At 72.1% G+C, this 23,945-nt stretch carries 17 protein-coding genes; 4 read left to right on the top strand and 13 right to left on the bottom strand.

Annotated features, from left to right (window positions below):
- The first annotated feature begins 27 nt into the window (after positions 1 to 27).
- Positions 28 to 930 carry a hypothetical protein gene (locus tag AB0F62_RS25135; protein ID WP_361803257.1) on the top strand — a complete coding sequence of 301 codons (903 nt, stop codon included), beginning with the start codon at positions 28 to 30 and terminating at the stop codon, positions 928 to 930.
- Here AB0F62_RS25135 and AB0F62_RS25130 read toward each other — a convergent pair whose 3' ends face one another.
- From AB0F62_RS25130 to AB0F62_RS25115, 4 genes are all read right to left on the bottom strand, one after another.
- The gene (locus tag AB0F62_RS25130) at positions 931 to 1,911 is read right to left on the bottom strand and encodes an alpha/beta hydrolase (protein ID WP_361803254.1); all 981 of its coding nucleotides are present in this window, start codon (positions 1,909 to 1,911) and stop codon (positions 931 to 933) included.
- A 219-nt stretch (positions 1,912 to 2,130) separates the two neighbouring features.
- Positions 2,131 to 3,960, bottom strand: a complete 1,830-nt coding sequence (locus tag AB0F62_RS25125; protein ID WP_361803251.1) for an alkyl sulfatase dimerization domain-containing protein — start codon at positions 3,958 to 3,960, stop codon at positions 2,131 to 2,133.
- Positions 3,961 to 3,998: 38 nt separating this feature from the next.
- Positions 3,999 to 5,063, bottom strand: coding sequence for a hypothetical protein (locus tag AB0F62_RS25120; protein ID WP_361803248.1), 1,065 nt, complete (start codon positions 5,061 to 5,063; stop codon positions 3,999 to 4,001).
- On the bottom strand, positions 5,060 to 6,931 hold the full coding sequence (locus AB0F62_RS25115; RefSeq protein ID WP_361803245.1) for a polysaccharide deacetylase family protein: 1,872 nt from the start codon (positions 6,929 to 6,931) through the stop codon (positions 5,060 to 5,062). Before AB0F62_RS25115 ends, AB0F62_RS25120 begins: the two co-directional genes overlap by 4 nt.
- Before the next feature lie 531 nt (positions 6,932 to 7,462).
- On the opposite strand from AB0F62_RS25115, the gene AB0F62_RS25110 reads away from it, so the two are divergent.
- Genes AB0F62_RS25110 through AB0F62_RS25100 form a run of 3 tightly spaced genes read left to right on the top strand, consistent with a single transcriptional unit; the run spans position 7,463 to position 10,671 of the window.
- Positions 7,463 to 8,707, top strand: a complete 1,245-nt coding sequence (locus AB0F62_RS25110; protein ID WP_361803242.1) for a glycosyltransferase family 2 protein — start codon at positions 7,463 to 7,465, stop codon at positions 8,705 to 8,707.
- A gap of 54 nt (positions 8,708 to 8,761) precedes the next feature.
- Positions 8,762 to 9,964 (top strand): UDP-N-acetylglucosamine 2-epimerase (non-hydrolyzing), encoded by a 1,203-nt coding sequence (gene wecB / locus AB0F62_RS25105; protein ID WP_361803239.1) that lies wholly within the window; start codon positions 8,762 to 8,764, stop codon positions 9,962 to 9,964.
- Complete coding sequence (locus AB0F62_RS25100; protein WP_361803236.1) at positions 9,961 to 10,671, top strand: family 16 glycoside hydrolase; 711 nt, start codon at positions 9,961 to 9,963, stop codon at positions 10,669 to 10,671. Before wecB ends, AB0F62_RS25100 begins: the two co-directional genes overlap by 4 nt.
- A 60-nt stretch (positions 10,672 to 10,731) precedes the next feature.
- Here AB0F62_RS25100 and AB0F62_RS25095 read toward each other — a convergent pair whose 3' ends face one another.
- The 9 genes from AB0F62_RS25095 to AB0F62_RS25055 form a co-directional block, all read right to left on the bottom strand.
- Complete coding sequence (locus AB0F62_RS25095) at positions 10,732 to 12,192, bottom strand: glutamate synthase subunit beta (protein WP_361803233.1); 1,461 nt, start codon at positions 12,190 to 12,192, stop codon at positions 10,732 to 10,734.
- Positions 12,185 to 16,777 carry a glutamate synthase large subunit gene (gltB, locus tag AB0F62_RS25090; protein WP_361803287.1) on the bottom strand — a complete coding sequence of 1,531 codons (4,593 nt, stop codon included), beginning with the start codon at positions 16,775 to 16,777 and terminating at the stop codon, positions 12,185 to 12,187. The genes AB0F62_RS25095 and gltB overlap by 8 nt, the downstream gene beginning before the upstream one ends.
- A gap of 274 nt (positions 16,778 to 17,051) precedes the next feature.
- The gene (locus AB0F62_RS25085) at positions 17,052 to 17,783 is read right to left on the bottom strand and encodes a VIT1/CCC1 transporter family protein (protein WP_361803230.1); all 732 of its coding nucleotides are present in this window, start codon (positions 17,781 to 17,783) and stop codon (positions 17,052 to 17,054) included.
- Between the two features lie 193 nt (positions 17,784 to 17,976).
- A complete protein-coding gene (lgt, locus tag AB0F62_RS25080) occupies positions 17,977 to 19,044 on the bottom strand; it encodes a prolipoprotein diacylglyceryl transferase (RefSeq protein ID WP_361803227.1) in 1,068 nt (355 codons plus the stop codon).
- A gap of 75 nt (positions 19,045 to 19,119) precedes the next feature.
- Entirely contained in the window at positions 19,120 to 20,007 is an 888-nt protein-coding gene (locus AB0F62_RS25075) for a thioredoxin domain-containing protein (RefSeq protein ID WP_361803224.1), read from the bottom strand.
- Between the two features lie 87 nt (positions 20,008 to 20,094).
- On the bottom strand, positions 20,095 to 20,904 hold the full coding sequence (trpA, locus tag AB0F62_RS25070) for a tryptophan synthase subunit alpha (protein WP_361803221.1): 810 nt from the start codon (positions 20,902 to 20,904) through the stop codon (positions 20,095 to 20,097).
- The gene (trpB, locus tag AB0F62_RS25065; RefSeq protein WP_361803212.1) at positions 20,901 to 22,145 is read right to left on the bottom strand and encodes a tryptophan synthase subunit beta; all 1,245 of its coding nucleotides are present in this window, start codon (positions 22,143 to 22,145) and stop codon (positions 20,901 to 20,903) included. The genes trpA and trpB overlap by 4 nt, the downstream gene beginning before the upstream one ends.
- 348 nt (positions 22,146 to 22,493) lie before the next feature.
- A complete protein-coding gene (trpC, locus tag AB0F62_RS25060; protein WP_361803209.1) occupies positions 22,494 to 23,303 on the bottom strand; it encodes an indole-3-glycerol phosphate synthase TrpC in 810 nt (269 codons plus the stop codon).
- Between the two features lie 148 nt (positions 23,304 to 23,451).
- Positions 23,452 to 23,868, bottom strand: a complete 417-nt coding sequence (locus AB0F62_RS25055) for a DUF2752 domain-containing protein (RefSeq protein WP_361803206.1) — start codon at positions 23,866 to 23,868, stop codon at positions 23,452 to 23,454.
- Between the last annotated feature and the right edge of the window lie 77 nt (positions 23,869 to 23,945).

The following is a 23,945-nucleotide window of genomic DNA, read 5'->3' as shown; positions in this document are numbered from 1 at the left end:
GCGTCGGACCCGCTGGGGGGAGGCGCCGTGACCGAGCCGTCGGCCAGCCCGATCGAGCACGGCTTCCCGCACCTGGAGAAGGTGCGGGCCGCCCTGACCGCGCTCTACCGGCGGCTGTCCTACGACACGGTGAGCCGCTTCCCGGCGAGCGTGCGCCCGGAGGCGGTGGCGTTCCCCGCCGACGAGGACCTGCACCTGGGCGCCCAGCGCGTGGCCCGGGCGATCGTGCAGCACTTCCGGCTGCCGGAGGCCCGCATGGTGGTCAGCTTCCGGGACATGGTCCACGCGGGCAACGTCGAACTGGCCGCCGGACCCGAGTACTTCGTGGAGCTGCACGCGCGCTTCCGGGACGACCGGCGCGATGTGGGCGCGGTGCTGGCGCACGAGGTCATGCACGTGTATCTGCACCGGCTCGGCCTGGAGTACCCGGGGGTGCGGGAGAACGAGATCCTCACCGACACCGCCGCGGCCTACCTGGGCGCGGGCTGGCTGCTGCTGGACTCCTACCGGGAGGAACCGGCGCTGCGCGGCGAGCGGCTGACCATGGCCGCGTCCAAGCTGGGCTACCTCACCCCGGAGGAGTTCGGCTACGTACTGGCCAAGCGCGCACAGGCCTTCGGCGACGACATCGAGCCGTGGCTCACCAGCCCCCGGGCCCGGGAGGCGTACCGGGCCGGGCTGCTGGTCGCCGAGGCCGATCTGCGCCATCCGCCGATGGTCGGCTGCGGCTGGGCGGGCCGCCGCCGCTACGCCCACGACCGGCGGCGCGGCACCGCGTACCCGGCCGCCGGCTACGCCTTCGAGGGCGGCGACCCCCAGCGGGTCTCCTTCCCCTGCCCCACGTGCCACCAGCGGATCCGGGTGCCGGTGCGGGGCCGGGTGAGGGCACGGTGCGGGCTGTGCCGCACCGTGCTGGAGTGCGACACGTGATCAGCCGGTGGCAGGGGCGACCTCGCGCAGGAAGTCCAGCAGCGCGGCGTTGACCTCGGCCGGGCGTTCCTGCTGCGTCCAGTGGCCGCACCCGGGCAGCACGACCGGTTCGCGCAGCGTCGGGTGGAGCTGCCGCAGCGCCGGGATCAGCTCGCACATCCCCGGGAAGCCGTACACGATGTCGCGGTCGCCGGTCACGTACAGGGCGGGGACCGCGAGGGCGGCGCCGGCCCAGGGCGCGGTCAGCCGCCAGTTGCGGTCGAGGTTGCGGTACCAGTTGAGCCCGCCGGTGAAGCCGGCGTCGGTGTACTCGGCGGCGAAGGTGTCGAGGTCCTCCTCGGTGAGCCAGTCCGGCAGTTCCTCGGGCTCGCCGACGAGGTCGAGGAAACCGCCGCCGGGTGGGACGAGGGGCTGGGCCGGAACCGGGTCGTTGGCCGGGTTGTCGCCGCAGGCTCCGTACAGGAAGCGGCGGAAGGTGGTGCGCGGGTCGGCGGCGAACTCGGCGTCGGCGACCCCGGGGCGTTCGAAGTAGTTCCAGTAGAACCGCCCGTCGTACAGCTCCCGCATGGACCGCAGGGGCGGTGTGTCGCCGCTGCGCGGGGTAGGCGGGACGCTGAGACCCGCGACGGCGCGCACGACGTCGGGCCGCAGCAGCGCGCTGTGCCAGGCGACCGGGGCGCCCCAGTCGTGGCCGACGACGACGGCGCCGCTCTCGCCAAGGGCGTGCACCAGTCCGATGACGTCGCCGACGAGATCGAGGACGGTGTACGCGTCGACGGCCGCGGGCCGCTCGCTGCGGGCGTAGCCGCGCTGGTCGGGGGCGACCACGCGGTAGCCCGCGGCGGCGAGCGGCGCGAACTGGTGCCGCCAGGAGTACCAGCACTCGGGGAAGCCGTGCAGCAGCAGGACGAGCGGGCCCTCGCCCTCCTCGGCGATGTGGAGCCGGATTCCGTTCGTCTCGACGGTGCGGTGTTCGACCATGGCGGTCAGGCTATGCGGGGCGTTCGGCGGGACGGCCGGGGCAGCGCGCGGATCACGCCGAACGGAGTACGGCCCGCGCGGATGGCGGGGCGTTGCGGGCGCTTTGACGGGCCGTCACGGCGGGCCCGGCCGCGAAGGAGCGGGCCGTTCGGAGCGCGCCGGAAGGCGCCGGGGCGTCGGGGGTGCCGGGCCGCCGGACTGCCGGGTCGCCGGGACCCGTCACGGGGTGACGATCGGGAAGTCCTGGTCCGCGCCGTCCAGCAGTCCGACGAGGGTCGCGACCACCTTCAGGTCGCCCTCGTGCTCGACGCCCTCGAAGCGGCCGCCCGCCAGCAGCCGGTGCAGCTCGGGCCGGGTGAGGGTGAGCGTCAGGTCGGCGTGCCGGACCCCGGGGCGCCCGTCCTGGGTGGAGAAGTAGGTCAGCGCGCCGTTGGAGAGGGTCAGGTGCCAGGTGCGGTGCTCGTCGGTGAGGCGCCAGTCGATGGTCAGGTGGGTGTCCCAGGCCTTGGGGCCGTTGACGCGGATGGCGAGGGAGTCGATGAGCTGGTCGACGGTGAGGGCCGCCGTCAGCTCGGCGTTGGCGATCACGACCGGGGTCCTGGTGACGCCCTGCCGCAGCTCCTGTGCGCCCATCAGGTAGAAGTTGCGCCAGGGCCCGTTCTCGCAGCCGTGCCCCAGGCGCTCGTAGAGGACGGCCAGTTCCTCCGCCGCGGGGGCGTGCCCCGGGTCGGCGAAGACGGCGTGGTTGAGCAGGGTGACGGCGAAGCGCAGGTCGCCGGCGTCGGCGTACTCCCTGGCCTTGGCGACGGTCGCGTCGGTGCCGCCGAGGCAGTCCACGTAGCGGCGGGCCTCGTCGGCCGGGGGGTGCTGCCACAGATGGGCCGGGTTGCCGTCGAACCAGCCCATGTAGCGCTGGTAGACGGCCTTCACGTTGTGGCTGAGGGAACCGTAGTAGCCGCGGTTGGAGTTGAGCCGTTCCAGGGCCGGGGGCAGGCTCAGCTCCTCGGCGATCTCGCTGCCGGTGAGGCCCCGGTTGATCAGCCGCAGGGTCTGGTCGTGGAGGTAGGCGTACAGGTCGCGCTGGTGCGACAGCAGCCGGTGGATGGCCTCCCGGCCCCAGGTGGGCCAGTGGTGCGAGGCGATCACGACGTCGGAGGCGTTGCCGAAGAGGACGAGGGACTCGTTGAGGTAGTGCGCCCACAACCGGGCGTCGCGGACCTGCGCGCCGCGCAGGGTCAGGACGTTGTGCATGGTGTGGGTGGCGTTCTCGGCCATGCACAGGACGCGCTTGGCCGGGAAGTGGAAGTTCATCTCGGCGGGGGCCTCGGCCCCCGGGGTGAGCTGGAAGATGATGCGGACCCCGTCGATCGTCTCGTCCTGGCCGGTGCGGGTGACGTGGACGGTGGGCGGGATCAGGGTCACGCTGCCGGTGGAGGCGGTCTGGCCGAGGCCGCAGCCGATCTGCCCGGCCGGGCCCTTGGGCAGCTCGGAGCCGTACATGTAGACGGAGCGGCGGGTCATCGCGGCCCCGGCGTCGACGTTCTCGCTGGCGGCGTGGTCCAGGAAGCCGGACGGGGCGAGGACGGGGACCGGGTCGTGCCCGTGCGGCAGCACGCCGCGGGCGCCGCCGAAGTGGTCGACGTGCGAGTGGCTGTAGATGAGGGCGGTGACGGGGCGGTTCCCGCGGTGCTCGCGGTAGAGGGCGAGGGCGGCGGCCGCGCACTCGGCGGAGCGCAGGGGGTCGATCACGACGACTCCGCGGTCCCCCTCGACGAGGGTCATGTTCGACAGGTCCAGGCCGCGCACCTGGTAGATCCCTTCGACGACCTCGAACAGGCCCTGCTTGGCGGCGAGCCGGCTCTGCCGCCACAGGCCGGGGTGCGCCGTGTCGGGGCAGGGGCCGTGCAGGAAGGAATACGCGTCGCCGTCCCAGACCACCCGGCCGGTGCCATCGGTGACGCGGCCGGGGGTCAGGGCACCGAGGAAACCGCGTTCGGCGTCGGCGAAGTCCGTCGTGTCCTCGGATGCGCCGGGTGCGAGAGCCGTCATGACGACACAATGTCAGCGTTTAGCCCGTATTGTCACGTTCATGTGCGCCACCAGCGGCGCAGTACCTCCTCCGCGCGTTTGCCGTGCGGGCTGTACGCGAGCCGGGCCGGGGTCTCCCCGCTGTCCGGCCAGTCGTCCCACATCCACCAGCACACCCCCGCCCACCAGCGCTCCCCGTCGAGGGCGGTGAGCAGCGCCTGGTACGCGGCCGCCTGCTCGGCCTCCGCGGGCTGCCGGCTGACGGTCCAGGAGTACGGCGCCGTGGTCGCCCCGCGCTGGCTGACATAGCCGGCCTCGGTGAACAGGATGCGGCGGTGGTGCCGGGCGGAGTAGGCCGCCAGCTCCCGGGTGATGGGCCGCCAGGCGGCCCCCAGCCGGCGGGCGTCGGCGGTCGGGCGCTCGGCCAGCGGCCAGTAGGCGTCGACGCCGATCAGGTCGAGGGCGTCCCAGAAGGGGATCCGTTCGTACTCGTCGTAGTTGGCGGCGTAGACCAGCGGGCCGGCGTAGGCCTCCCGGACGGCCCGGATCACCGCACGCCAGCGGCCGCCGTCCCGCGACGTGCCGGCCAGTTCGGTGCCGACGGAGAACCGCTCGACGCCGAGCCCGTCCGCCAGTTCCGCGTAGTGGGCGATGAAGCGGGTGTACGCGGCGAACCACGCGTCGCGGTCGGCGGGCCTGATGCCGGCCCGGTCGCCGCCGCCGGTGAGGTCGACATGCGGTTTGAGCAGCACCTTCAGTCCGGCGGCATGGGCCCTGCGGATGATCCGCCGCAGGCTCGCGTCGCTCGCGGTCTCCTCGGTGGTGCGCATCGAGGCGTCGTGGACGCCGGATTGGTACCAGGTGGGAGTCAGGGACACCCATCGTGCGCCGGTGGCGGCGATGCCGCGCAGATAGCGCCCGGCGGCGGGGCTGTCGTAGTCGCCCGCGGACCAGGAGGGCAGCGCGATGCCGTGGATCCGCTCGTCCGCCGCGGCCCCGGGCCGGTCGCCGGGGCGGCCGTCCGGGCGGTCCGCGGGCCGGGCACCGGTGGTGGTGCACCCCGCGGTCAGGGCGAGGACCGCCGCCGCGACGGTCGCGGCGGCGGTCCTCCCGAACAGGGTCATCCGGCGGTCGCGGGGCTGACGAAGGTGTAGCCCAGGGCGCGGATGCCCTCGACCGTCTCCTTGAGCGGCTGGACCGGGTAGTAGGGGTGGTAGAAGAAGCTGGCGAAGCCGTCGCGGACGGCGAGGTTCGCCTTGGCCGAGGCGATCAGGTCGGCGGGCAGCCGCGCCGGGTGGTTGTTGTAGGCCTCGGGCTCGTAGTTGCCGATGTTCTCGGGCAGCACCTTGGTGCCGTACACGTCCTTGACGACGTAGGGGAAGAACTGCCCGATGAAGCGGTTGGGGTCGTTCGTGCCGCCGCCGAGGGTGCCGGAGAAGTACAGCGAACGCTCCAGGCGCGCGGTGTAGTTCTGGGCGAAGACCTTGTAGTCGGTCGCCGAGGCCGCGTAGTGCGGGGTGGTCCAGAGCTTGGGCACCGGCAGACCCGCGAGGGCGAACTGGGTGAGGCTGAGGGTGACCCGGGACTGCGCCCACAGGGCGGAGTCGCCGGCGACCGGGCCGTCGTAGACCACGTTGTCGGAGGCGTCGACATGGGCCCGGTAGAACTCGAAGTCGTCGCCGGTCACGCCGTTGTAGGGATTGGCGGTGGTGCCGTTCTGGTGGGTGTAGCCGTGGTTCATCAGCACGGCGCCGTGCTGGAGCATGTACTTCAGCGTGGAGACCAGCTGGGGGCGCTGCGCCAGGGTGACGGTCTGCGCCCGGCCGTTGTTGTAGGTGCCCTTGGGGTCGGTGTAGACGGGGATGACGTTGATGCCGTAGGGGATCTGCTCCGCGGCGAGGTAGTCCGCGATGGCGCGCAGCTCGGCGGGGTCGGAGTTGGGGCTGATGTCCTCCAGCCGCAGCATGGCCCGGTGCCGCTCGGCGGTGGCGGGGGCGAGCGAGTCGAAGAGCAGGTCCTCGAAGGCGATGATCCGGTCGCTCTCGGAGACGTAGGCGAAGGGGATCTCACCGATGTAAGTGAGGTTGGCCGAGCGCACGGCCCACGGGAAGTCGGTGCCGGTGCTGGTGTCGCGGGCGGTGGCCAGCTGCGTCACGGCCGGGTAGCCGGGCCCCGTCGCGATGTTGGGGCGCAGCACGCCGCCGTCCTGTCCGGCGGGGATCTTCCGGGTGAGGGTCTGGTTCTTGTACGTCACCTGCGTGACGGTGCCGACGCCGCCGTTCGCCTCGAAGTACGACGTGGTCGGGTCCCAGCCGTACTTGGCCTGGAACTGGGCGGTCCCGGTCGCGTTCGCCAGCGACCAGATGTTGTCGGCGAGCCAGGTGACCGGGCGCGTGGTGGTGACCACGTCCTGGTAGAAGGCGGCGGGGATGGCGTCGGGGACGGCACCGCCGTAGTAGGTGGAGCCGATGTAGAAGGTGGCCGTGTACTGGTCGACCATGCCCGCGGTGTACTGCGAGACGGGCTTGGCGGTCACCGTGCCGAAGTGGCCGCCGAGGTTGGCGGCGGCCATGGCGTACAGCTCGCCGAGGTGCCCGTAGGGGCCCGCGGTGTCGTACAGGACGAGCGCCTTGGTGCCGGCGTCGGCGGCCGCCGCGGCCCGTTCGGGCCCCGCGGCCAGTGGGGCGCGCGCGCCCGCCAGGTCGCGGCCGGCCCGGGGCTGGGTGGCCCCGCGGGCCGGTCCCTTGGCGCGCCGTTCGCGGTCGGCGGCGCGCTGGGCCTTGGCCCAGCCCGTGAAGTCGACCTTGCCGAGGCCCGCGCGGCCGCCCGGGAGCCCGCCGTGGTGGCGGTGGTGGTCGCCCTTGGCGGCCGGACCGCGCCCGGCGGCACCGCCGGGCGCGGCGGACAGGAATGCGGCCCCCAATAGGGCCGCGATGAGCATGACGATGACGGAGGCCCGGGACGTGCCCGGCCCCCCGATGCGGGATTGCATGATTCCCCCCATTGCACCGGTACGGAAGAGATCGCCGATTGTTCAGAGCGACAATGCCGGCTGTCAACACGATCATCGGATCCACTTCTCGTTCGATTATTCATTCCGCAACGGAAACCGATGCCCTCGGAAGGGTGAATTTCTCTTTCGCCGCACGGCCGCGAGCTGCGGCGATACGGCGCACGCCCCGCGCACGAGCGCACGCGCCACCTCCAGGGCGATGATCATCAAAAAGTATCTGCTAACTTCCTGCCCTGAAGTTCCGGGGCACTTTCACACCGGAACGCATTGGGGGGACTCACTCATGTACGGAAGGCCCGCGCTGGGCACAATGCTGCCGTTGGCCGGTATGGCCACGGCTTCGAGGGCTGTTCCTGGCATTCCGTTCGCCAGGGGTTTACAAATAGCGGCAGGGATGGGCTTTCTGCTGTATTGCTTGATCGCATTCGGTCTGATCGCGACGAGACTCTGGCTCCGCCGGCCCTCGGCCCGTGCGGCGGCGGCAGCCGGCCGCCCCTCCGGAGGCGGCTCGTGACCGGCCGGTTCGCGTTGTGGGCCGCGACCGCGCTGATCGTGATGGCCGGAACCTACAACACCGCGCTGTTCCTGCTCTCCCGGCGGCACATCCGCCGGGTGCGCCAGCCGGGCCGGCAGCGCTTCTACGTCTTCCTGCTCGCCTGCCTCAACGAGGAGAAGGTCCTCGCGGAGAGCCTGGCCCGGATCACCTCACTGCCCGCCGACAGCTTCATGGCACTGGTCATCGACGACGCCTCCGACGACCGTACGACCGAGGTCGCCCGGGCCGCCGACAGCTCGCGGGTCTGGCTCTACCGGCGCCGGCTCCCCGACGCCCGGCGCGGCAAGGGCGCGGCGCTCAACGCGGGCGTGCGCCATCTGCGGGCCGCCGGACTGCTCGGCCACCGCGCGCCCGAGGACGTCGTCATCTGCGTCGTCGACGCCGACGGCCGGCTCGACCCGCACACCCTCCAGGCCGTCGACCCGTACTTCGACGACCCGGCCACCGGCGCGGTCCAGATCGGCGTCCGCATGTACAACCGTCACCTGGGCCTGCTGGCCCGGCTGCAGGACATGGAATTCGTCGTCTACGGCGACGTCTTCCAGAGCGCCCGGCGCTTCCTGGGCAGCGTCGGCATGGGCGGCAACGGGCAGTTCATGCGGCTGTCCGCGCTCGACACGCTCGGCGGCGACGGCCCGTGGAGCGACAGCCTGACCGAGGACCTCGATCTCGGGGTCCGGCTGATCGCCCGCGGCTGGCGCAACCAGTACTGCACCACCGCCGCCGTCTCCCAGCAGGCCGTGCTCGACGTGCGGCGGCTGGTGCGCCAGCGCTCCCGCTGGTTCCAGGGCCATCTGCAGTCGGCGGGCCTGGTACCGCTGATCCTGCGCGAGGTGGCCACCCGGCCCGCACTCGACCTGCTCTACCACCTGTCCAGCCCGGTGCTGATCCTGCTCACCTCGCTGCTGCCGCTGTCCTTCCTGATCGCCGTCGCCGGCACCGTCGTCGCCTCGTTCCAGGAGGGCCGGCCGCTGGTCTCGCCGATGTGGCTGCTCGGCCCGTATCTGCTCTCCTTCACCGCGGCCTACGTCTACGGCTTCGTCTACGCCAGGCGCGAGCGCACGCTCGGGCTGGTGCGCTCCGTCCTGGTGGCGCACGCCTTCATCCTCTACGGCTACATCTGGTTCGCCGCCGGGTGGTGGGGCCTGTGGCGGATGCTCACCGGCAAGCGCACCTGGCTGAAGACCGCGCGCACCTGACGGCCCGTACTCCTTCCCGTCCCGATCACCGGCACCACCGTCCCAGGGGGAACCATGTCCGCCCACCCGTCCCAATCACCCGGAACGACGGGCACGATCCGCGCGATGCTCGTCCTCGGCACCCGGCCGGAGGTGATCAAACTCGCCCCCGTGGCCCGTGCGATGGCGGCCTCGAAGCTGTTCGAGCCGATCGTGGTCACCACCGGGCAGCACCGCGAGATGCTCCACCAGATGCTGGAGCTGCTCCAGGTGCCGGCCACGGCCGGGCTCGAGGTGATGCGCGAGCGCCAGCGGCTCTCGGAGCTGACGGCCCGTCTGGTGGAGGGACTGGGCGAGGTCATCAGGAACGACCGCCCCGACCTGGTGATCGTCCAGGGCGACACCACCACCGCGCTGGCCGGGGCACTGGCCGCCTTCTACGAGCGCGTCCCGGTCGCCCACGTCGAGGCGGGGCTGCGCACCGGCGTCCTCGACAACCCCTTCCCCGAGGAGCTCAACCGCCGGCTGATCGGGCGGATCGCCCGCTGGCACTTCGCCCCCACCCCGCGGGCCGCCGCGCACCTGCTCGCCGAGGGCACCCCCGACACACAGGTGTTCACCACCGGCAACACGGTCATCGACAACCTGCTGTGGGTGCTCGGCGAGGGCGTGGGCCGCAGCGCCTTCCCCGGCAGCGGACGCCGCCGGGTGCTGCTCACCCTGCACCGCCGGGAGAACCAGGGCGAGCGGATGCGCGCCATGGGCCGCGCGCTGCGCCGCCTCGGCCAGCGCGGGGACGTGGAGATCCTGCTGCCGCTGCACAAGAGCCCGGCGGTGCGCGACGCGCTGCTGCCCGAACTGACCGGCCACCACGCCGTCCATGTCGTCGAGCCGCTGGGCTACCCGGACTTCGCCGCCACCCTCGCCGACTGCGAGCTCGTCCTCACCGATTCCGGAGGCATCCAGGAGGAGGCGCCCAGTCTGGGCAAGCCCGCGCTGGTGCTGCGGACGACGACCGAGCGGCCGGAGGCAGTCGAGGTGGGCGCGGCCCGGCTGATCGGCACCGATCCCGAGGCGATCCTGACGGCCGCGGGCCGGCTGCTGGACGACCCCGCCGAGTACCACCGCATGGCGACGGCGGGCAATCCGTTCGGCGACGGGCGCGCGGCCGAACGCGTGCTCGCGCAGCTCGCCGAGGACTTCGGGGAGGACGTGCCCACCCCGCTCTCCTCCGCGGTCCCGCCGCCCCGCACCCCGGAGCCCTCCCCCGCGGCATGACCACCGTCCTGGGCTCCACCCCGCCCCGGCCCCTCCGCCCCCCGCGGCGGAGGGGCCCGCGGCGCGCGGGTCCGGTACTCGCCCTCCTGCTGCTGGTGGGCGCCGTGGTGTACGCGGGCGGGGAGCGCGGCGGGGCCGGGCCGGGCTGGACGGACGGCACGGTGCACGGCCGCTGGCTGTCGGTGTACGACGGCTACGGCGACAACCGCGGGGACGCCACGACGCTGCGGCTCTCCCCCGGCACCGCGTCCCGCCCGGACGTCACCCACGCGGGGCTGGTGGTCTCCACCGAGAAGTACGGGGACATGGTGTACACGGCCCGGATGCGCACACACCGCCAGTTGCGCACCCCCCGCCCCAATCCCTGGGAGGTGCCGTGGCTGGTCTGGGCGTACACCGACCCGGAGCACTTCTCCTACGTCGCCCTCAAGCCCAACGGCTGGGAGCTGGGCAAGCGCGATCCGGCCTACCCGGGCGGCCAGCGCTTCCTGGCCACCGGGCCGACGCCGTTCCCCACCGGGCACTGGTACCGGGTCGAGGTGGAGCAGCGCGGCCCCGGCGTCACGATCAGGGTCGACGGGCGCTTCCTGACCTCGTTCACCGACACCGAACGCCCCTACACGCGGGGCAGTGTGGGCGCCTACACCGAGGACGCGGCGGTGGAATTCAGGGAGTTGACAGTGCGACGCCCGCCCCCGGTCGGGTGAGGGCGGGCGTCGCGTTCCGTACGCCCTTGTACGGGACGTCCTGGGGGTGATGCCGGTCCGTCAGACCGTCAGCGGGCGGTCGGTCGGGCGGATCGGGGCCGGCAGGATGCTGCTGCCGGTGAGGTAGCGGTCCACCGCGCGGGCCGCGGAACGGCCCTCGGCGATGGCCCACACGATCAACGACTGTCCGCGGCCGGCGTCACCGGCGACGAAGACGCCGTCCACGTTGGTGGCGAACTCCTTGTCCCGGGCGACGTTGCCCCGGGCGTCCAGCTCCAGGCCGAGCTGTCCGACCAGGCCGTTCTCCTGGTCGGTGCCGGTGAAGCCCATGGCGAGGGTGACCAGTTCGGCCGGGAAGACCTTCTCGGTGCCCGGCTGCGGGACGAACTTCCCGTCCTGGAACTCGACCTCGACCAGGTGCAGCGCCTTGACGTTGCCCTCCTCGTCGCCCTCGAACCTCACGGTGTTGACGGCGTAGACGCGCTCGCCGCCCTCCTCGTGGGCCGAGGTGACCTTGTAGGTCATCGGCATGGTCGGCCAGGGCTGGTGGGCCGGGCGGTCGTCGGACGGCCGCGGCATGATCTCCAGCTGGGTGACCGAGCGGGCGCCCTGGCGGTGGGCGGTGCCGACGCAGTCGGCACCGGTGTCGCCGCCGCCGATGACGACCACGTGCTTGCCCTCGGCCGAGACCGGCGGGGTCACGAAGTCGCCCTCCTGCACCTTGTTGGCCAGCGGCAGGTACTCCATGGCCTGGTAGACGCCCTTGAGGTCGCGTCCCTCGACCGGCAGGTCGCGCCACTGGGTGGCGCCCGCGGCGATGACCACGGCGTCGTACCGCTTGCGCAGCTTGGCGCCGTCCAGGTCGCGGCCGATCTCCACGCCGGTGCGGAACTTGGTGCCCTCCGCGCGCATCTGCTCGATGCGGCGGTTGATGTGCCGCTTCTCCATCTTGAACTCGGGGATGCCGTAGCGCAGCAGCCCGCCGATGCGGTCGGCCCGCTCGTACACCGCGACCGTGTGGCCCGCCCGGGTCAGCTGCTGGGCGGCGGCGAGGCCCGCCGGGCCGGAGCCGATGACGGCGACGGTCTTGCCGGAGAGCCGGTCCGGGGGCTGCGGGGTGACGTCGCCGCTGTCCCAGGCCTTGTCGATGATGGTGACCTCGACGTTCTTGATGGTCACCGCGGGCTGGTTGATGCCCAGCACGCAGGCGGACTCGCAGGGCGCCGGGCAGAGGCGGCCGGTGAACTCCGGGAAGTTGTTGGTCGCGTGCAGGCGCTCGCTGGCGGCCTTCCAGTCCTCACGGTAGGCGTAGTCGTTCCACTCGGGGATCAGGTTCCCCAGCGGGCAGCCGTTGTGACAGAAGGGGATGCCGCAGTCCATGCAGCGTCCGGCCTGCTTGGTGATGATCGGCAGCAGTCCGCCCGGAACGTAGACCTCGTTCCAGTCCTGCTTGCGCTCCTCGACCGGACGGGTCGGAGCGGTCTCGCGGGGCGTGGTGAGGAAGCCCTTCGGGTCAGCCATTTGCCGCCTCCATCATCTTCGCGACGGTCTCGGACTCGGAGAGCCCGGCTTGCTCGGCGGCGTTCTTGGCGGCGAGCACTGCCTTGTAGTCCCTCGGCATGACCTTGCCGAAGCGGGTGAGGGTGTGGCCCCAGTCGGCGAGCAGGCGCTCGGCGACGGTGGAGCCGGTCTCCTCCTGGTGGCGGCGCACCACGTCGTGCAGCCACTTGATGTCGTCGGCGTCCAGCTCCTCGACGTTCACCATGCCGGTGTTCACGTTGTCCGGGTCGAGGTCGAGGACGTACGCGATGCCGCCGGACATGCCGGCCGCGAAGTTGCGGCCGGTCGGGCCCAGGACGACCGCGCGGCCGCCGGTCATGTACTCGCAGCCGTGGTCGCCCACACCCTCGGACACGACGGTGGCACCGGAGTTGCGGACGCAGAAGCGCTCGCCGGTGGTACCGCGCAGGAAGAGCTCGCCGCCGGTGGCGCCGTACGCGATGGTGTTGCCGGCGATGGTCGAGTACTCGGCCAGGTGGTCGGCGCCCCGGTCGGGACGGATGATCACGCGGCCGCCGGACAGGCCCTTGCCGACGTAGTCGTTGGCGTCGCCCTCCAGGCGGAGCGTGATGCCCTTGGGGAGGAAGGCGCCGAAGGACTGGCCCGCGGAGCCGGTCAGGGTGATGTCCACGGTGTCCTCGGGGAGCCCGGCGCCGCCGTACTTCTTGGTCACCTCGTGGCCCAGCATGGTGCCGACCGTGCGGTTGACGTTGCGGACCTTGATCTGGGCGCGGACCGGGTCGCCGTTCTCGAGGGCGTCCTTGGCGAGCGCGATCAGCTCGTTGTCCAGCGCCTTGCCCAGACCGTGGTCCTGGTCGGTGGTGCGGTGCAGGGCCGCGCCCTCGGGCAGGTCGGGCACGTGGAAGAGCGGGGCCAGGTCCAGGCCCTGGGCCTTCCAGTGGTCGACCGCGGCCGTGGTGTCGATCAGCTCGGCGTGGCCGACGGCCTCCTCGATCGAGCGGAAGCCCAGCTCGGCCAGGAGCTCGCGGACCTCCTGCGCGATGAACTCGAAGAAGTTCACCACGTACTCGGCCTTGCCGGAGAAGCGGTCGCGCAGCACCGGGTTCTGGGTGGCGATGCCGACCGGACAGGTGTCCAGGTGGCACACCCGCATCATCACGCAGCCGGAGACCACCAGCGGGGCGGTCGCGAAGCCGAACTCCTCGGCGCCCAGCAGGGCGGCGATGACGACGTCGCGGCCGGTCTTCAGCTGGCCGTCGGTCTGCACGACGATGCGGTCGCGCAGGCCGTTGAGGAGCAGCGTCTGCTGCGTCTCGGCCAGGCCCAGCTCCCAGGGGCCGCCCGCGTGCTTCAGCGACGTCAGCGGGGAGGCGCCGGTGCCGCCGTCGTGGCCGGAGATCAGCACGACGTCCGCGTGGGCCTTGGAGACGCCCGCCGCGACCGTGCCGACGCCGACCTCGGAGACCAGCTTCACGTGGATGCGGGCCTGCGGGTTGGCGTTCTTCAGGTCGTGGATCAGCTGCGCCAGGTCCTCGATGGAGTAGATGTCGTGGTGCGGCGGCGGCGAGATCAGGCCGACGCCGGGCGTGCTGTGCCGGGTCTTGGCCACCCACGGGTAGACCTTGTGGCCGGGCAGCTGCCCGCCCTCGCCGGGCTTGGCGCCCTGGGCCATCTTGATCTGGATGTCGTCCGCGTTGACCAGGTACTCGGAGGTCACGCCGAAGCGGCCGGAGGCGACCTGCTTGATCGCGGAGCGGCGGGCCGGGTCGTACAGGCGGTCCGGGTCCTCGCCGCCCTCGCCGGTGTTGGACTTGCCACCGAGCTGGTTCATGGCGATCGCGAGCGTCTCGTGCGCCTCGCGGGAGATGGAGCCGTACGACATGGCGCCGGTGGAGAAGCGCTTGACGATCTCGGAGACAGGCTCGACCTCGTCGACCGGGATGGGGGCGCGCTCGCCGTCCTTGAACGCGAACATGCCGCGCAGCGTCATCAGGCGCTCGGACTGCTCGTTCACCCGGTCCGTGTACTGCTTGAAGATGTCGTAGCGGCGGGAGCGGGTGGCGTGCTGCAGCCGGAAGACCGTCTCCGGGTCGAACAGGTGCGGCTCGCCCTCGCGGCGCCACTGGTACTCGCCGCCGATCTCCAGCCGGCGGTGCGCCGGGGCGATGCCGGAGGCGGGGTAGGCCTTGGCGTGCCGGGCGGCGACCTCCTTGGCGACCACGTCCAGGCCGGCGCCGCCGATCTTGGTCGTGGTGCCGTGGAAGTAGGTGTCGACGAAGTCGGTGTCCAGGCCGATGGCCTCGAAGACCTGCGCGCCGCGGTAGGAGGCGACGGTGGAGATGCCCATCTTGGACATCACCTTCAGCACGCCCTTGCCCAGCGCCTTGATCAGGTTCTTGATGGCCGCCTCGGGCTCCAGACCCTGGAGGAAGGTGCCCGCGCGCAGCAGGTCCTCCACCGACTCCATCGCCAGGTACGGGTTGACCGCCGCGGCGCCGTAGCCGATGAGCAGCGCGACGTGGTGCACCTCGCGGACGTCGCCCGCCTCGACCAGCAGGCCCACCTGGGTGCGCTGCTTGGTGCGGATGAGGTGGTGGTGGACGGCGGAGGTGAGCAGCAGCGACGGGATCGGCGCGTGCTCGGCGTCCGAGTGCCGGTCGGAGAGCACGATCAGGCGCGCGCCGTCCTCTATGGCGGCGTCGGCCTCGGCGCAGATCTCGGTGAGCCGCGCGGCCAGTGCCTCGCCGCCGCCGGAGACCCGGTACAGGCCGGAGAGCGTCGCGGCCTTCAGGCCGGGCAGGTCGCCGTCGGCGTTGATGTGGATGAGCTTGGCGAGCTCGTCGTTGTCGATCACCGGGAACGGCAGGGTGATGTTGCGGCAGGACGCCGGGGAGGGCTCCAGCAGGTTGCCGGACGGGCCGACGGCGCTGATCAGCGAGGTGACCAGCTCCTCCCGGATGGCGTCCAGCGGCGGGTTGGTGACCTGCGCGAACAGCTGGGTGAAGTAGTCGAAGAGCAGCCGGGGCCGCTCGGACAGCGCCGCGATCGGCGAGTCGGTGCCCATGGAGCCCAGCGGCTCGCCGCCGGTCTTGGCCATGGGCGCCAGGATGATCCGCAGCTCCTCCTCGGTGTAGCCGAAGGTCTGCTGGCGGCGGGTGACCGAGGCGTGGGTGTGCACGATGTGCTCGCGCTCGGGCAGGTCGTTGAGGTGGATCAGGCCCGCGTCCAGCCATTCCGCGTACGGGTGCTCGGCGGCGAGCTGCGCCTTGATCTCGTCGTCCTCGATGATCCGGTGGCGGACGGTGTCGACCAGGAACATCTTCCCGGGCTGCAGCCGGCCCTTGCGGACCACCTTGTCCGCGGCGATGTCGTCCAGCACGCCGGACTCGGAGGCGAGGACGACCAGCCCGTCGTCGGTGACCCAGTAGCGTCCGGGGCGCAGTCCGTTGCGGTCCAGGACCGCGCCGACGACGGAGCCGTCGGTGAAGGTCACGCAGGCCGGGCCGTCCCAGGGCTCCATCAGGGTGGAGTGGTACCGGTAGAAGGCGCGCCGGGCCGGGTCCATCGAGTCGTGGTTCTCCCACGCCTCCGGGATCATCATCAGCACGCTGTGCGGCAGCGAGCGGCCACCCAGGTGGAGCAGTTCCAGCACCTCGTCGAAGGTCGCCGTGTCGGAGGCGTCCGGGGTGCAGACCGGGAAGATCCGCTCCAGGTCCCCGCCGAAGAGCTCCGAGGCGAGCTGGGACTCGCGGGCGCGCATCCAGTTGCGGTTGCCCTTGACGGTGTTGATCTCACCGTTGTGGGCGACGAACCGGTACGGGTGGGCCAGCGGCCAGCTGGGGAAGGTGTTGGTGGAGAAACGGGAGTGCACCAGGGCGATCGCGGTGGCGATGCGCTCGTCGGACAGGTCCGGGAAGAAGGGCTCGAGCTGGCCGGTGGTCAGCATGCCCTTGTAGACGAGCGTCCGCGCCGACAGCGACGGGAAGTAGACGTCCGCCTCGCGCTCGGCGCGCTTGCGCAGCACGAAGGCCGGGCGGTCGAGGTCGATCCCGGACCGCACCCCCTCGGCGTCCGTGACGAAGAGCTGGGCGAAGTACGGCATCGTGGAGCGCGCGGTGGCACCGAGGATGTCCGGGCCGATCGGCACCTCGCGCCAGCCGAGGACGGTGAGCTTCTCCTCGGCGGCCAGCCGCTCGATGGACTCGACGGCCTTGCGGCGGTCCTCGTCCTCGACCGGCAGGAAGGCGGTGCCGACCGCGTAGTGGCCGGCGGCGGGGAGCTCGAAGCCGGCGACCGCCCTCAGGAACGCGTCCGGGACCTGCATCAGGATGCCCGCACCGTCGCCGGAGTCCGGTTCGGAGCCGGTGGCCCCGCGGTGCTCCAGGTTGCGCAGTACGGACAGGGCCTGCTCCACGAGCGCGTGGTCCGCCTCACCGGTGAGGGTGGCCACGAAGCCGACACCGCAGGCGTCGTGCTCGTTGCGGGGGTCGTACATCCCCTGGGGGGCGGGACGCCCGTCCATGTGGGCCCAACCGGAACCGGAACCGGAGCCGGTGGCCTGGGGGTGCGTGGACGCGGAACGCATCGGCTCTCCCGTCGTCGTCATCTGGCATATGACATGCGCACTAGGGACGACGTTGGCCCTCTGCGATTTCGTGCAGGTTACATGATGGCCCGATGGCCGAAAAGTGGATAGCTGGTTCCATCATGTGGACTGAACAGCGCTACGAGCAGGCAGTATGGACCAGCATCGCTCACGTGAGACGTAGGCGACACTGCCCACGGCGCCACAGACTGATGCCCTGTGTCGGCCGCGCTGAAACGAGCGGGTAACAAGTGGCTTGTGGCCCTTACCCGGATCAACCGATGGCGGTGCCGAACAGCGCGCCCAGAACGAAGGTAACCCCGGCGGCGGCTCCGCCCAAGACGAGCTGCCGAAGTCCGCTGAACCACCAGCTGCGCGCCGTCACACGCGCAACAGCGGCACCGCAGAGGAAAAGACCGATCAGCGCGACGATCACCGCGGGCCAGACCACGGTTGCGCCGAACAGGTAGGGAAGCACCGGCAGCAGCGCGCCGACGGCGAAGGACAGGAACGAGGAACCGGCCGCGACCAGCGGCGACGGCAGGTCCGTCGGATCGACTCCGAGCTCCTCGCGGGCGTGGATCTCCAGGGCCTGCTCCGGATCCTTCGACATCTGCCGGGCGACCTCGACGGCCAGCTCCGGCTCGACGCCCCGGGCGACGTACAGCGCGGCCAGTTCGCGCAGCTCGTCCTTCGGGTTGCGGCGCAGCTCCAGCCGCTCGACGTCCAGCTCCGCCTGCACCAGCTCGCGCTGGGAGGCCACGGAGGTGTACTCACCCGCGGCCATCGAGAAGGCGCCCGCGGCGAGTCCCGCCAAACCGGTGATCACGATGGTGGAGGGGGCGACATTGCCGCCGGCGACGCCGGTCATGAGCGCGAGGTTCGACACGAGGCCGTCCATCGCCCCGAACACGGCCGGCCGCAGCCAGCCGCCGCTCACATCACGGTGCGTGTGGTGCGCCACGTGGTACGGCGCGGCCCGCTCGTCCTCCACGGCTGACGGCATGGTCCACGTGCTCCTTCCCCCGGGGCGGCACACCCCGTGTCCCTCCCTCGAACGCCTCGACCGTACGCTCGAATTCCCTGCGTTTCCAGCAAGGAAAGCCTGCCCTACCTGCGAAAACACGTCGGCCCGCACAACGCCGCGGCCGCCGTCACCGGGGTGGTGAACGGCGGCCGCGGGCTGCGCGTCGAGCGCGTCAGAGGTTCTTGGCGGGTTTGGCCTCGGCGTCGACGGAGACGCCCTCGTCCTCGTCCTCGTCGCGGTCCAGGTCCGGCTCCGGTTCCTCGGCCTCGGCGTCCGCGGCCTTGACGTCCGGGGCCTTGGCCTCCTTGGCGTCCGCGGCCTTGGCGTCTTCGCTCTTGGCGTCCGCGCTCTTCTTCGCGTCCCCGTCCCCGGTGTCCGGATCGGCCTTCGCGGCGGTCTCACCGGCCGTGACGGCCGCCGGCTCGACGATCTCCTCGCGGCCGGGCCGCAGCCTCGCCGAGACGACGATGTAGGCCACGGCGGCGACGAAGACCAGGATCGACGTCCAGTCGTTGAGACGGAGGCCGAGGACGTGGTGGGCGTCGTCGACGCGCAGGTACTCGATCCAGAAGCGCCCGACGGTGTACGCCGCGACATAGAGCGCGAAGGCCCGGCCGTGGCCCAGCTTGAACCGCCGGTCGGCCCAGATGACCAGCAGGGCGACCCCGACGCACCACAGCGACTCGTACAGGAAGGTCGGGTGGTACGTCGCCACGTCCAGGCTGTCCGCCGGCCGGTGGGCGCTGTCGATCTTCAGGGCCCACGGGAGGTCGGTCGGCCGTCCGTACAGCTCCTGGTTGAACCAGTTGCCCCAGCGGCCGATGGCCTGGGCGAAGGCGATACCTGGCGCCACGGCGTCGGCGTACGCGGGCAGCGGGATGCCGCGGCGCCGGCAGGCGATCCAGGCGCCGAGGGCACCGAGGGCGATGGCGCCCCAGATGCCGAGGCCGCCCTCCCAGATCTTGAACGCGTTGACCCAGTCCTTGCCCTCGCCGAAGTAGAGCTCGTAACTGGTGATCACGTGGTAGAGGCGGCCGCCGACCAGGCCGAAGGGCACGGCCCACACGGCGATGTCCGCGACCGTGGTCTTCAGTCCGCCGCGGGCGACCCATCGCCTGCCGCCGAGCCACACGGCCACGAAGACACCGATGATGATGCAGAAGGCATAGCCGCGCAGAGGAATGGGGCCGAGGTGGATGACCCCGCGCGACGGGCTGGGGATGAATGCGATGAGTTCCATGGCACTGCCGACGCTACCGTGCCGGGCGGGTGCGGCGGGCACCCGCCCGGCAACGGCTGGATAACGGGCGGCGGCTCAGCCGGTCGGCGAGCCGGCCGGGGATCCTCCCGGGGACGCGGAACCGCTCGGCTGCCCCGGCGAGCCCGAGGCGCTCGGCGGAGTGGCGCCCTGGGTGGCGGTGCCCGGCTTCTTGCCCTTGTTGGCCTCGGTGACCAACTGCTTCAGCCGGTCCGCGGTCAGATTCGGCTGCCCCTTCGCGAGGAGGTTGTCACTGCCGTTGAGCAGGAAGGTGGGCGTGGAGTTGAAGCCGGCGGCGCCGAAGGCCTCGTTGTTGGCGTTCACCCAGTCGTCGTACGTCCCGTCCTTCACACAGGCCGTGAACGCGGGCGTCTTCAGCCCCGGCACCTTGCCCGCCAGCTCCAGCAGGTAGGCCTTGTCGGCGAACCGGTCGTCGTTCTCCTGCGGCTGGTTCGAGTACAGGACGTCGTGGTACTCGCGGAACTTGCCCTCGTCCTGCGCGCAGGCGGCGGCGTTCGCGGCGTGGAGCGAGCCGTTGCCCCCCAGGTTGCCGTCGATCAGCCGGACGAGGTGGTAGTCGACCTTGAGCTGGCCCTGGTCCTGGAGGCTGTGGATGGTGTCGCGGAGCTCGTGCTCGTAGGCCGCGCAGGCAGGGCAGCGGAAGTCCTCGTACACGGTCAGCGTGGACGGGGCGTCGCTCGCGCCGTTCGGGAGGGCCAGCTTGTCCTTGCCGGTCGCGCCCACCGGGGCGACGGACGGGGCGCCGGAACCGCCTCCGCTGTTGGACACCACGACCCCGATGACGGCGCCGATCGCCAGGACCCCGATCACGGAGCCCGCGACGATCAGCGTCCTCTTGCGCTTGTTGCGGCGCTGATCCTGTTCGCGCTGCTCCTGCAGACGATCCCGGGCGGTGCGCTTTCCTTCACGGTTCTTCTCGCTCACACCCAGGCACAACGAACCGGGGGCACGCTCGCGCGTACCCCCGGCCCAAGTTTCCCCCGGAAGAGTGACCGGGAGAGTGAACCGCCGCTACCGCCGGACGCCCTCGGCGAGATCCGCCGCCAGCGCGCGCACCCCGGCGAGGCCCCGCTCGAGGTCGGGAGCGTCCAGCAGGCGCTTGACGAAGGCGGAACCGACGATCACGCCGTCCGCGAAGCGCGCCACCTCGGCCGCCTGGGCGGCGTTGGAGACGCCCAGGCCGACGCAGACCGGCAGTTCGGTGGTCGCGCGGGTGCGCCGCACGAGGTCGGCCGCCTCGGCGCCGACGCTCTCCCGGGTGCCGGTGACGCCCATCAGCGAGGCCGCGTAGACGAAGCCGGAGCCCGCCGCCGTGATCTTCGCCAGCCGCTCGTCCCGGCTGCTCGGGGCGACCACGAAGACGGTGGCCAGCCCGTGCTGCTCGGCGGCCTTCCGCCACACCTCGGCCTCCTCCACCGGCAGGTCCGGCAGGATGCAGCCCGCGCCGCCCGCCTCGGCCAGCTCGGCGGCGAAGCGCTCGGTGCCGTAGCGGTCGACCGGGTTCCAGTACGTCATGACCAGGATCGGCTTCCCGGTCGCGGCGTGCGCCTCCCGCACCGTGCGCAGCACGTCCTTGATCCGCACCCCGCCGCGCAGCGCGATGTCGTCCGCGGTCTGGATCACCGGGCCGTCCAGCACGGGGTCGCTGTGCGGCAGGCCGATCTCGACGACGTCGGCGCCGCCCTCCAGCGCCGCCTTGGCCGCCTCGATGCCGCCCTCCACGGTCGGGAAGCCCGCCGGGAGGTAGGCCACCAGGGCGGCACGCCCCTCGGCCTTGGCCGCGGCCAGGGTCCGGTCCAGCAGTTCGATCCGCCCGCTCACCGCTGTGCTCCTTCAGCCTCGTCGTACAGCCCGAAGTAGCGGGCGGCGGTGTCCATGTCCTTGTCGCCGCGCCCGGAGAGGTTGACCAGGATCAGGCCGTCCTCGCCGAGCTCCCGGCCGACTCCCAGCGCGCCCGCCAGCGCGTGGGCGCTCTCGATGGCCGGGATGATGCCCTCGGTGCGGGAGAGCAGGCGCAGCGCCCGCATCGCCTCGTCGTCGGTGACCGGGCGGTACTCGGCGCGGCCGGTGTCCTTGAGGTAGGCGTGCTCGGGACCGATGCCGGGGTAGTCCAGGCCGGCCGAGATCGAGTACGGCTCGGTGATCTGGCCCTCGTCGTCCTGCAGGACGTAGGAGCGGGAACCGTGCAGGATGCCGGGCTCGCCGACGGTGAGCGTCGCCGCGTGCTCGCCGGATTCCACCCCGTGGCCGGCCGCCTCCAGGCCCACCAGCCGTACGCCCTCGTCGGGGATGAAGGCGTGGAACAGGCCGATCGCGTTGGACCCGCCGCCGACACAGGCGGCGACCACGTCGGGCAGCCGGCCGGCCCGCTCCAGGATCTGGCGGCGGGCCTCCACGCCGATGACGCGGTGGAAGTCGCGCACCATCGCCGGGAAGGGGTGCGGGCCGGCGACCGTGCCGAAGAGGTAGTGGGTGCGGTCCACGTTGGCGACCCAGTCGCGGAACGCCTCGTTGATCGCGTCCTTCAGGGTGCGGCTGCCGGACTTCACGGGGATGACCTCGGCGCCCAGGATGCGCATACGGGCGACGTTGAGCGCCTGGCGCTCGGTGTCGACCTCGCCCATGTAGATGGTGCACTCCAGGCCGAACAGGGCGCAGGCGGTGGCCGTGGCCACGCCGTGCTGGCCGGCGCCGGTCTCGGCGATGACCCGGGTCTTGCCCATCCGCTTGGTGAGCAGCGCCTGGCCCAGCACGTTGTTGATCTTGTGCGAGCCGGTGTGGTTGAGGTCCTCCCGCTTGAGGAAGACCCGCGCCCCGCCGGCGTGCTCCGCGAACCGCGGCACCTCGGTGAGCGGGCTGGGGCGGCCGGTGTAGTGCACCAGCAGGTCGTTGAGCTCCGCGGCGAAGGCGGGGTCGGACTTCGCCTTGTCGTACTCCACGGCGACCTCGTCCACGGCGGCGACCAGCGCCTCCGGGATGAACTTGCCGCCGAACCGGCCGAAGTAGCCCTCGGCGCTGGGCACCCGGCCCTCGGGGTCGGGGATGAAGAAGTCTTCGGACATGACGTTCTCGGCTCCTTCGGGGGCGCGCGTCTGCGGCCCCCAGGGTTTCGCGTACCAATGGTCACGTTACGGCGCCGGCGGCGCGCTCGGCGCCGCCCGCGGCATGCGCGCACGTCATCGGCCGGGGGATCGCGTCGGGCGGGAGCGCCGGCAGGACGCCGGCGGGCACACCCGTGCCCCGATCAGGAGGACGGCGCGGCCGTCAGCGCCATCGGCGCCCGTTGATCTGACCCGGTTCGCAGCCGATGTGGTACCGCACGCGGCGCCCGAGGATGCGCCGCGCGGGCGCGCGGCAGCCACGGGGACGGCAGCCCCGGGCCAGTCGCGCGTACGTCGTCATGGTGCCGGTCAGCCCCGCCCGTGGCGCAGCGCGGGGTGCGCGCCGGCGGCGACGAGGTCGGCCACGGCGGCCTTGGGGTCGCGGCCGGTCACCAGGGACTCGCCGACCAGGACGGCGTCGGCGCCGTCGTTGGCATAGGCGATGAGGTCGTGCGGGCCGCGGACGCCGGACTCGGCCACCTTGACGATGTGGTCGGGGATCTCCGGGGCGACGCGGGCGAAGGTGCCGCGGTCGACCTCGAGGGTCTTGAGGTTGCGCGCGTTGACGCCGATGATGCGGGCGCCCGCGTCGACGGCCCGCTCGACCTCCTCCTCGTCGTGCACCTCGACCAGCGGGGTGAGCCCGATGGACTCGGCCCGCTCGATCAGGGAGACCAGCGCGTCCTGCTCCAGCGCCGCGACGATCAGCAGGGCCAGGTCGGCGCCGTAGGCGCGGGCCTCCCAGAGCTGGTAGGCGGTGACGATGAAGTCCTTGCGGAGCACGGGGATGTCGACCCTGCCGCGGACGGCCTCGAGGTCGGCGAGCGAGCCTCCGAAGCGGCGCTGCTCGGTGAGGACCGAGATGACGGCGGCGCCGCCCGCCTCGTAGTCCGCGGCGAGGCCGGCGGGGTCGGCGATGGCGGCCAGGGCGCCCTTGGAGGGGCTGGACCGCTTGACCTCGCAGATGACCTTGACGCTGTCCCCCCGCAGGGCCGCCACGCCGTCCTTGGCGTCACGCGCCTTCGCAGCCCGCTCCTTGAGCTCGTCGAGGGAGACCCGGGCCTGCCGCTCGGCGAGGTCCTCGCGGACTCCGTCGATGATCTCGTCGAGCACACTCACGCGAGAGGACCCCTTCCGAAAGCGAAACGATCAAGCCAGTGAGATGTTCCACCAGCACTGCGATGGTAACCGCCGGGGGGCGGAGGACCTGCATCCGGCGGGGCGCAGGCCCGACGGACGGACACTCCGGACGCCCCTCCGGCGCCGGTCAGGGTGCCAACGGGGCCCCGAACGAAAGGTTCCGGACGACGGTGAAGAGCAGCACCGCGCCCGCGATCACCCACCAGTGGACGGCCCGCAGCCGGATCTCGAAGGACCTGCCGCGCAGCGCCCGTGTCAGCCAGACGGTCCACAGCACCGCGAAGAGCGCGTAGCCCGCCACGGCCAGCGCGTTGAGGCCGAGCGCCGCGCCGAAGTCGCCGTGCACGACCGCGTAGGCGCTGCGCAGCCCGCCGCAGCCCGGGCAGTACAGGCCCGTGTAGTGCAGCAGGGGACAGACCGGGTAGTGCCCGGCCTCGTTCGGGTCGAAGGTGCCGACGTACGCGAAGGCAGCGGCGACGCCGCCGAGGACGCCCAGCGGGGCGGCGAGGGCACTCGGCTTCGGCCTGGCGGTGGTCTCGGTCACGCGGCGATTGTCCCGCGCCGCGCCCGCCGGGGACACCCGGGGTGGCCGGAAAGCGCGGGAGCCGCCGCCGGCGTGCG

The organism is Streptomyces sp. NPDC026673, assembly GCF_040638135.1.
Lineage (GTDB): Bacteria > Actinomycetota > Actinomycetes > Streptomycetales > Streptomycetaceae > Actinacidiphila.
Note: the sequence above shows the minus strand (reverse complement) of the source record. Positions and strands in the feature narration are given on the sequence as shown.